This is a genomic window from Candidatus Marinimicrobia bacterium CG08_land_8_20_14_0_20_45_22, from assembly GCA_002774355.1.
In the GTDB taxonomy this organism is placed as follows: Bacteria; Fidelibacterota; UBA2242; order UBA2242; family UBA2242; genus 0-14-0-20-45-22.
On record PEYN01000164.1, the window covers coordinates 1 to 8,578 of the forward strand.

10 protein-coding genes and 1 tRNA gene are annotated in these 8,578 nt (G+C 44.6%); 3 read left to right on the top strand and 8 right to left on the bottom strand.

The window, feature by feature from the left end:
- Window positions 1–287 precede the first annotated feature (287 nt).
- Window positions 288–1,823 carry a hypothetical protein gene (locus tag COT43_09540; protein ID PIS27619.1) on the top strand — a complete coding sequence of 512 codons (1,536 nt, stop codon included), beginning with the start codon at window positions 288–290 and terminating at the stop codon, window positions 1,821–1,823.
- An 80-nt stretch (window positions 1,824–1,903) separates the two neighbouring features.
- On the opposite strand, the gene trxA is transcribed toward COT43_09540, so the two are convergent.
- From trxA to COT43_09565, 5 genes are all read right to left on the bottom strand, one after another.
- Window positions 1,904–2,218 carry a thioredoxin gene (trxA, locus tag COT43_09545; protein ID PIS27620.1) on the bottom strand — a complete coding sequence of 105 codons (315 nt, stop codon included), beginning with the start codon at window positions 2,216–2,218 and terminating at the stop codon, window positions 1,904–1,906.
- A 101-nt stretch (window positions 2,219–2,319) separates the two neighbouring features.
- Window positions 2,320–3,669, bottom strand: coding sequence for a hypothetical protein (locus tag COT43_09550; GenBank protein ID PIS27621.1), 1,350 nt, complete (start codon window positions 3,667–3,669; stop codon window positions 2,320–2,322).
- Complete coding sequence (locus COT43_09555; protein PIS27622.1) at window positions 3,566–4,453, bottom strand: hypothetical protein; 888 nt, start codon at window positions 4,451–4,453, stop codon at window positions 3,566–3,568. The genes COT43_09550 and COT43_09555 overlap by 104 nt, the downstream gene beginning before the upstream one ends.
- Before the next feature lie 38 nt (window positions 4,454–4,491).
- A complete protein-coding gene (locus COT43_09560; GenBank protein ID PIS27623.1) occupies window positions 4,492–5,709 on the bottom strand; it encodes a tyrosine--tRNA ligase in 1,218 nt (405 codons plus the stop codon).
- A 4-nt stretch (window positions 5,710–5,713) separates the two neighbouring features.
- A complete protein-coding gene (locus COT43_09565; GenBank protein PIS27628.1) occupies window positions 5,714–6,178 on the bottom strand; it encodes an SsrA-binding protein in 465 nt (154 codons plus the stop codon).
- An 87-nt stretch (window positions 6,179–6,265) separates the two neighbouring features.
- Here COT43_09565 and COT43_09570 point away from each other — a divergent pair.
- Both COT43_09570 and COT43_09575 read left to right on the top strand, forming a co-directional pair.
- A tRNA-Leu gene (locus tag COT43_09570) sits at window positions 6,266–6,352 on the top strand.
- Window positions 6,352–6,768, top strand: a complete 417-nt coding sequence (locus tag COT43_09575) for a hypothetical protein (protein PIS27624.1) — start codon at window positions 6,352–6,354, stop codon at window positions 6,766–6,768. The genes COT43_09570 and COT43_09575 overlap by 1 nt, the downstream gene beginning before the upstream one ends.
- Here COT43_09575 and COT43_09580 read toward each other — a convergent pair.
- From COT43_09580 to COT43_09590, 3 genes are all read right to left on the bottom strand, one after another.
- On the bottom strand, window positions 6,758–7,096 hold the full coding sequence (locus COT43_09580; GenBank protein PIS27625.1) for a hypothetical protein: 339 nt from the start codon (window positions 7,094–7,096) through the stop codon (window positions 6,758–6,760). The two genes, COT43_09575 and COT43_09580, sit on opposite strands and share 11 nt — an antisense overlap.
- A gap of 52 nt (window positions 7,097–7,148) precedes the next feature.
- On the bottom strand, window positions 7,149–7,523 hold the full coding sequence (locus tag COT43_09585) for a hypothetical protein (protein PIS27626.1): 375 nt from the start codon (window positions 7,521–7,523) through the stop codon (window positions 7,149–7,151).
- Window positions 7,524–7,639: 116 nt separating this feature from the next.
- A partial coding sequence (locus COT43_09590; protein ID PIS27627.1) for a hypothetical protein occupies window positions 7,640–8,578 on the bottom strand: 939 nt, incomplete at its 5' end.

The following is an 8,578-nucleotide window of genomic DNA, read 5'->3' on the forward strand; positions in this document are numbered from 1 at the left end:
GTGTGTACGATGTTATGACACAGTTAGTGCTACTAAGAACTGTGTACGATGTTATGAAACTTGCCAAATAAAGAATAAGAAATAATCAAATTTTGAATAAGATGAAACTTAGCCAGTTAAAAAAATTAAAATCCCGAATAGTTGGGAATGCGTCCTCCCCGTCTGTGCAACGCAGTCGGGCGGGTGTGAACTCTGCGGTTTATGAATTAAGCAGGCTAATAGTCATTTCCCATCATGCTGACCGATTTTATTTCCAAACAATCACACATTAATGCAGGAATCTTGACATGAAACCTCAAACCAAGTATTTGATCCGGTGGTTAGCGATAGCCGCTTTTGCGCTAGCTCTCGTTTTGCTCTTCATCTCGCTGTTTCAGAACTTCATCAAACCACCGAAAATCAATCTTCCGGTCAGAGAAGCGCGTGCCGTCTGGATGAGCCGGTTTGATTACACAGAACGGTTCAAGACGCACGATCCCGATTCGATCCGCGCTTATATCGACGAATCGTTCCGCCAAATTCACGACGCCAATTTCAATATGGTTTTCTTTCAGGTTCGCGGAAACGCCGATGCTTTTTATCAATCCAAATATGAGCCCTGGAGTATATTACTAACCGGAACGCTGGGGAAAAATCCCGGATGGGATCCTTTAGAATTCGCCATTCAAACGGCTCACAAATACGGGTTAGAACTTCACGCTTGGATCAATACTTTTCCAGCTTGGCGCGGATTGGAAAATCCCATCCTAACGACTCCGCTTCATCCGTATCTACGACATCCAGAATGGATCGTTTGTGATAATTCGGGCAAACCGATGCCAAAATCCGACCATTATATTTCATTTTCCCCCGGAATTCCCGCCGTGCGCGACCATATCGTTAAGGTCGTTGCCGACATCGTCTCAAAATATGACGTCGATGGAATTCACTTTGATTATATACGCTATCCTGAAAATTCCCCCGAACTCGGTTATTCCCACGACCGCATCAGCATCCGAAGGTTCAAGTCGCCGGAATCCAATCCGCTAAATCTAAACTGGGACGATTGGCAGAGAGATCAAGTAACCGCTTTTATCACCAAAGCCTACGACACCATTACGTCGATCAAACCCTATGTCAAAGTCTCCGCATCTGTCATTGGAAATTATCAAACTTCAGGCTGGAACGGCTATAATGTAGTTTATCAAGACGCCCGGCGCTGGGCTGAAATCGATAAAATCGATATGATCGTTCCGATGATTTACTACCGACGCGATTACCGTGAAAATTCCTTTCCAACAGTCGTCAAGGAATGGAAAGAAACAATTCACAAAGAACGTCCGGTGCTCGCAGGGTTGGGCGCCTACGCGCTTGATTGGGACGAGATTTTGCTCGAAATCGATGACACGCGCAACAATGGATTATCGGGATTGGTTTTCTTTGCGATCAGTTCGCTGGATTCCGAAAAACTGGCTTCTCTGAAATCGACGAAATTCCAGTATCCGACGCTTCTGCCAGCGCTCTCGTGGAAAGATACCATTCCACCCATGACGCCAAATAATTTCCAAATTGCCAAAGAAGAAAAACAGGTTCGTTTTTCGTGGACATCGCCAGACGTTCCAAAAGACCACGAAATTGTTCAACAATACGTTATTTACCGATCAAAATTCAAACCGGTCGATACGACTCGCGGCGAAAATATCTTCGTTATTGTTTCGGGAACTCAAACTGAAATGCTTGTCGATCCTAAAAAGAACATCGACGATTATTTCTACACCATCACAGCGCTTGATCACGCCAGAAACGAAAGCAAGCCATCGTCTGCCCTTCGAGTTGAAGATTAGTATGATTAATTTAGTAAGACCTGTACACCTCTGGCGAAAACGACTCTTGAAAAAACGCGGTTTCCGGCGCTTTTAAAGGATCAGATAGATTCCATTAGTCTAGATTCAAGCGTTCGTTTCGGCTGTGAACCGGTGATTTGAGAAAACACAGCCCCATTTTTAAAAAGTAACAGCGCCGGAATGCTACGAATACCGAATCTGGGCGGAATCATCGGGTGTTCTTCCACGTTCAATTTACCGAACTTGATCTTTCCGGCGTATTGCTTCGATAGTTCTTCCACAATCGGTTCGATTTTTAAACAGGGAGCGCACCATGTCGCCCAAAAATCGACCAAAACCGGGATATTGGATTTCAATACTTCTGCTTCAAAATTACTCTCAGTAATCACGATCATGCCAAACCTCTATACCAACGATAATTTATTTACTGAATTACAACGAGATAATTTATCCAGACAACATTTAAAACCAAACGATTTGTAACGGCGATTCTGCACTATTTTTCCCGAATCCATTGCATCAATTCGGGAAACGTCGGCCGCTTTCCATACCTCAAAATTGCTACCCGAAAAATCTTCCCAGCACCGACCATCGCCAACCAGGTAAATATTCCCAACGTTGCGGCAGTCGATAAAATTTCCCAGAGCGGCGGCGTTTCAACGCCAATTCTCAGAATCATAAAAAACGGCGTAATAAATGGAATGAAAGAACAAACAACCGAAACAACCGAGTCCGGATTAGCAATGACGTATGACGACATCATGATCGGAATAACCGTAATGAACGATAGAATCGAAACCGCTTGCTGAGCGTCTTGTTCTGAATTAAAAACGGCGCCGACGGATGCAAAAATCCCGGCGTAAAACAGATAACCGAGAATAAAATAGATTAGAAAATATATCGTGTTCGCAGAAGTGATTATCTCGATTCCCTGAGAACTGGAAACGAAATAACCGACGACAAGATATAACGCCAATTGCGCCAAACCGAGAAATCCAAGCCCGATGATCTTCCCGGACATCAATTCGGTCGGCGTGACCGAACTGAGCAAGATTTCTACCAGCCGGTTCGTTCGTTCCATCAGTACGCTTCTCAGCAGAATTTGAGATGACATAAAAATCGCAAAGAAAAGCATCAACACAAAAATAATCGGCGTGAGATATGACAGCATCTCGTTGCCTTCCTTTTCGACGCCCTCTTTTTCTACATCGATCATCTTGAAATCAACACGTTTGGTCAACGAGCGAATCAATTTCACGTTCAACCCGGCGTCTTGCATCCGCGCGGACGAAACCACTTCGTTTAAGGCATTGGCGATTTCCGACTGATCTTTAAAATTCCCGACGTTTTTCGCATAATACTGGACGCGCAAACTATCTTTGATGTCCGCCGGAATGACCAGATAACTTGTTATCACTGACGAATCCAGCAATTCCGCCGCCTGTTTTTTCATGACAGTAGAATCGGCATTCTGAAAAAGAACTACTTGATATTTCGGATTGCCGTCTTTCAGGTGTACATTTTCGGCGAGATGAATTTCCAGCCGATTTCCCAGATAACCTGTTTGATCAACGACCGCGATGATTCTCGATTCCGTATCTTCACCCGTCATGATCCACGTCGGAATGAACATCGAAGCGACGATGATGATTGGCATGATTAGCATCGAAATGATAAACCACTTCGATCGCAGGCGTGTGAGGAATTCCCAGGAGGCAATTATCCAAATATTTTTCATCAGATCATACCTCCTTGACATGTTTAATGAAAATCTGTTCGAGTGTCGGCTCTTCAACCCGAAATCCCGTAACGGTGACGCGTTCCATGACTTTTCTAAGGAAATCATTCAGCGAATCGGCATTTCGCAAAATTCCCGTTAGTCGCCCGTTACAAATTGACAGATCGTCCAATTCAACGTCTTCGATTGCTTTCGCATCGCCGGTAAATTCCAGCGAAATGGTCTGCGTACCAAAATCTTTTTTAATTTGCGCCAGATCGCCATACAAAATTCGCTTTCCCTGACTGATCAGGCAAATTTCATTGCACATACGTTCGACCTGCTCCATCTGGTGAGTTGAAAAAATGACGGTCGTTCCGTTCTGTTTCAATTCGTTGATAATATCTTTCAACAACAGTTGATTGACCGGATCAAGTCCGGAAAACGGTTCATCCAAAATGACCAAAACAGGATCATGAATAACCGCAATGATGAACTGAACTTTTTGTTGATTCCCCTTCGACAATTCCTCAATTTTTCGATGGGAATAAGCAGTTAATTCAAACCGTTCTAAAAAACGATCGGTGCGTTTGGAAGCGTCGGACGACGAAAGCCCTTTCAATCTTGCCAAATAAACGATTGTTTCTTTGAGTTTCATTTTCTGGTACAATCCGCGCTCTTCCGGTAAATAACCAACGCGTTTGTACCGGCTTCTTTGAATCAATTCTCCGTTATAAAATATATGTCCGGAATCGGGTCGTATAATGTTCATAATCATCCGGATCATCGTCGTTTTTCCGGCGCCGTTTGGTCCCAAAAGTCCGAAAACCGAGCCTTGTGGGACTTCAAAACTCAGAGAATCAACAGCGAGCGTTTTGTTGAACGCTTTGGTTATATTACGAATTTCGAGCATGATTTTCCCTTAGTGGATGAGATCTCATTTCCCACTCTTTACTTAACGATGAACTTGACAAATCTTCGTTTGCCGACCTTCACGATATTTTCCGAACCGCTCGATAATTCAAGGTTGATATCGGACACTTTTTCATCGTTCAGCCGGACGGCGCCCTGAGCAATAAGTCGCCGCGCTTCGCCGTTTGATGAAACAACGCCGTTGTCGGTCAAAAGTTTGACCAGCAGACGCGATTCAGCGGCCGGCTCGATGACAACTATTTGAATGTCATCCGGTATTTCCTTCTTGCTGAAAACCTGTTCGAAATTCGACTGCGCTTCTTCCGCGGCTTGTTCGGAATGATACATCGCGACTAATGTTTTCGCTAATTCCTTTTTGATGGTCATCGGATTAACTTTCGGGTCTTTGAGTCGCGCCTCGACACTCCGTAGTTCATTGAGAGACAGGTCGGTCGTCAATGTAAAATATTTCAGAATCAGATGATCGGGAATGGACATTACCTTACCGAACATGTCCGCCGGTTCGTCGTCGATGCCGATGTAATTTCCAAGACTCTTGCTCATTCTCTGCGCGCCGTCGATTCCTTCCAAAACCGGGAGTGTCAGGACGATTTGCGGAGACTGTCCGTAGTCGCGTTGAACCTGCCGGGCGGCGATAAGGTTGAATTTCTGCTCGGTGGCGCCTAGTTCAACGTCGGCGCGAATCGCGACGGAATCGTAACCTTGCATAAGCGGATAGAAAAACTCGTGCAAACTGATCGGTTTTTCTTCATTGAATCGTTTATGAAAATCATCCCTCTCGAGAATCTGCGAAATGGTAAATTTTGAGGCAAGATTCATGATTTCGTCAAATTGCATTTTTTTGAACCACTCGCCGTTGTAATAAACTTCCGTCTTGTTCCTGTCAAGAATTTTGAAGAACTGCTTCTCATAAGTTTGAGCATTTTTCATCACGGTTTCGTAAGTAAGCCGAGGGCGCGTTTCGTTTTTACCGCTCGGATCGCCCACCATCCCCGTGTAATCTCCAATGATCAGTACAATTGTGTGACCAAGTTCTTGAAATTGTCTGAGTTTCCGGATTCCGACCGTGTGCCCCAGATGAATATCCGGCGCAGTCGGATCAAATCCCTGTTTAATGCGGAGCGGCTGACCTGTTTTAGCCGATCTTTGCAGTTTAGCGATCAATTCTTCTTCCGAGATCAGTTCTTCGGTTCCGATTTTGATGATGTCCAATTGTTCCTGAATGGATGGAAACATATCGTTAGTTACCCTTTCTGAGTCGATCCAATTCCCGTTTGGCGTCGCGTTCGGCTAAAGCGTCACGTTTGTCGAATTGACGTTTCCCGCGTGCAATTCCGATCTCGACTTTGACTTTTCCGGATTCGTTGAAATAAATCCGGGTCGGAATTAGGGTACAACCTTTGATTTCGACGCTTCTTTCCAAACGTTTGATTTCTTTTCGATGAAGCAAAAGTCGCCGTTGCCGCTCTGGTTCATGGTTGTCAAATCCGCCGGCGTAAACATACGGCGTAATGTGAGATTTAATCAGAAAAACTTCGCCGTTGATGATTTTCGCATAACTGTCTTTGAGATTCGCCTGCCCTGCGCGTAGAGATTTGACCTCCGAGCCCTGCAATTCGATTCCCGCTTCGATCTTATCATCGATAAAATAGTCATGGAAGGCTCGGCGGTTGGTTGCAACATTTTTAACTTCACTCTTTTTCACGACGAAAAACTTACTCGCTTTTCGGAAAACTTTCAATGTTAATCTTGGATAAATTGGAGGCAGTTGATATATTTAACGGCTTTTTGAGCCCGGGTGGTGGAACTGGTAGACGCGCTAGGTTCAGGACCTAGTGGCCAATAGGCCGTGCGAGTTCAAGTCTCGCCTCGGGCACGATGTCAAAAACAAACTGGAAAAATTTGAAGACAAGAGCCGATTCGTTTCGTACGGAACTGACCGTCATTTACCTGGCGTACAAACATCCGAAAACACCATGGTCTGCCAAAGTCATCATTGCGCTGACAATCGGTTATGCACTGAGCCCGATTGACCTGATCCCCGATTTTATTCCGGTCTTAGGTTATCTTGACGATCTGCTAATCGTTCCATTGGGGATTTATATTTCCATCAAACTCATTCCAAAAGATGTCTTGGAGGCTTGCCGTCAAGAAGCAATCAAAACGCAAAGCATAGCGCCAAAAAGTCGTTTGGTTCCGATTCTGATCATCACAATTTGGATTTTACTTCTCGGTGTTTTGATAAAATTTCTGGCCAACGCATTTTCTGCGAATCCACCGAAATTTACTCCATAAACAGCGGCTGAATGTGCCGGTCGTACAGATTACCCATAACGTCAGGAGCGATAAATTCATCGAGTCTAACCAGTGCATCATGGCATGACTTGCCCATTTCGGCGGCAATTTTATAACCGACGTGAAGCAATTGCCGGAAATGCGGATTGTACGATTTTCCCGAGTCGTCGTGACGCAAAGCCGCTACATATTGTCGGGATGTCCACTGTTGAACTTCTGACGGAAGCGGAAGCAATACTTCATCGATTTCGAGCACTTCGGCGTATGGTTTCATGAGTTCTTCACGGCGGAAAAAGGCTTGTGAATAGATTTCTTTGACGATTTTCAATCCATAAAAATTTTACTACTGGTAGTTGTATTGGGAAAAACTGACAGGGTAATTAATCGGATGCCCGGCGAATACTGATGGAAACGATTTTATTATCGTCGCCCTTAAGGAGTTTGACGGCTGGAACGGGTTGTAAGTTGATGCCCTGAATTGCCAATTGCCGATAAACTTTCTTAATGTCGGTTTTTGCGGAATCGAACCGGATCATACAAATTTCGGAATTTTCGTTGATCAGAACCGATACGACGCCATCGAGAATCCGAATAGAATCCGCGATCCGGGTGGCGTCTCCCCGATTTTCCACATGCGGAATGCGAATCGTCGCCAAAACACTATTTTCGGAAGAATCTTTACCGAGAAAAAGGATTCCGAACACTGCCAGAAACAATCCAAATGAAACCGTAAAATTTACCGATCTTCTCTGCATTTCACTATTTTCTAAAGACCTAACTCTCTACTCGAACGTCCCGTCCCGAAACTTCGGGTTAACTTATTGTATCTCAGATAGTTATCAAAAAATATTTATGTCCCGTGTGTCTGGCTTTATTCTTTTTCCGAACTTTCCACTGTTAAATACATCACTTCTCTTTTTCCCTTTTCCTCGTCCACGAAAATTAAAAGAATCGCGCCGAGAATGAACAAGATCGAGACCGAGGCAATACCGATGCGTGACGATGTGTTAGGCGAATAGCCGAGCCGGGAAGCAACCAAACCGAAACCGCCGATTAGCAATGGCCCAAGAATCGTCGCAAATTTCCCCAGCATATTGTAAAATCCGTAGAACTCGGCGCTCTGGTCTTTTGGAATCAGTCGCGAATAATAGGAACGGCTCAACGCCTGAACGCCACCCTGAACCAATCCAACGACGATTGCCAAAATGTAGAATTCATAGGTTTCGGTCATAAAAACGCCGAAAATCGTTACGCCGATATAAACGCCCAGCGTAATGAAGATCGCCTTTCTTACGTCCCACTTCTCACCTAATTTCCCGAATAAAATCGCCGATGGAAATCCGACAAACTGTGTAATAAGCAACGCGACGATTAGCGAACTGGACGAGAAACCGATCGACATTCCATAATCAACCGCCATTTTGATGATCGTATCGACGCCGTCGATATATAGCCAGTACGCAAGAAGGAAAAGGAATACGACTTTCAGATGGCGAATTTTACGAAAGGTAACAAAAATTTGCCCGAATCCCTGCCGAATGTATGTACCCATTTTTCGCTTTTGTGTCATCGATTTGCGCTCTTTAACATACAAAATCAAAGGAATCGTAAAGATCGCCCACCAGAGAGCGACCGATATAAAACTGAGTCGGATGGATAAAAATTCCACTGACGATTTTAAGAAATCGGTTTTCATCGAAACCGTTCCGAAATGGTTTTCCACTCCGGAAACGCCGATCAACATGCCATTTTCGACGCCGGAATATGAAATCCGGTTATTCAGTGTGAAGTGCGCAGAGTCGGCATTCGT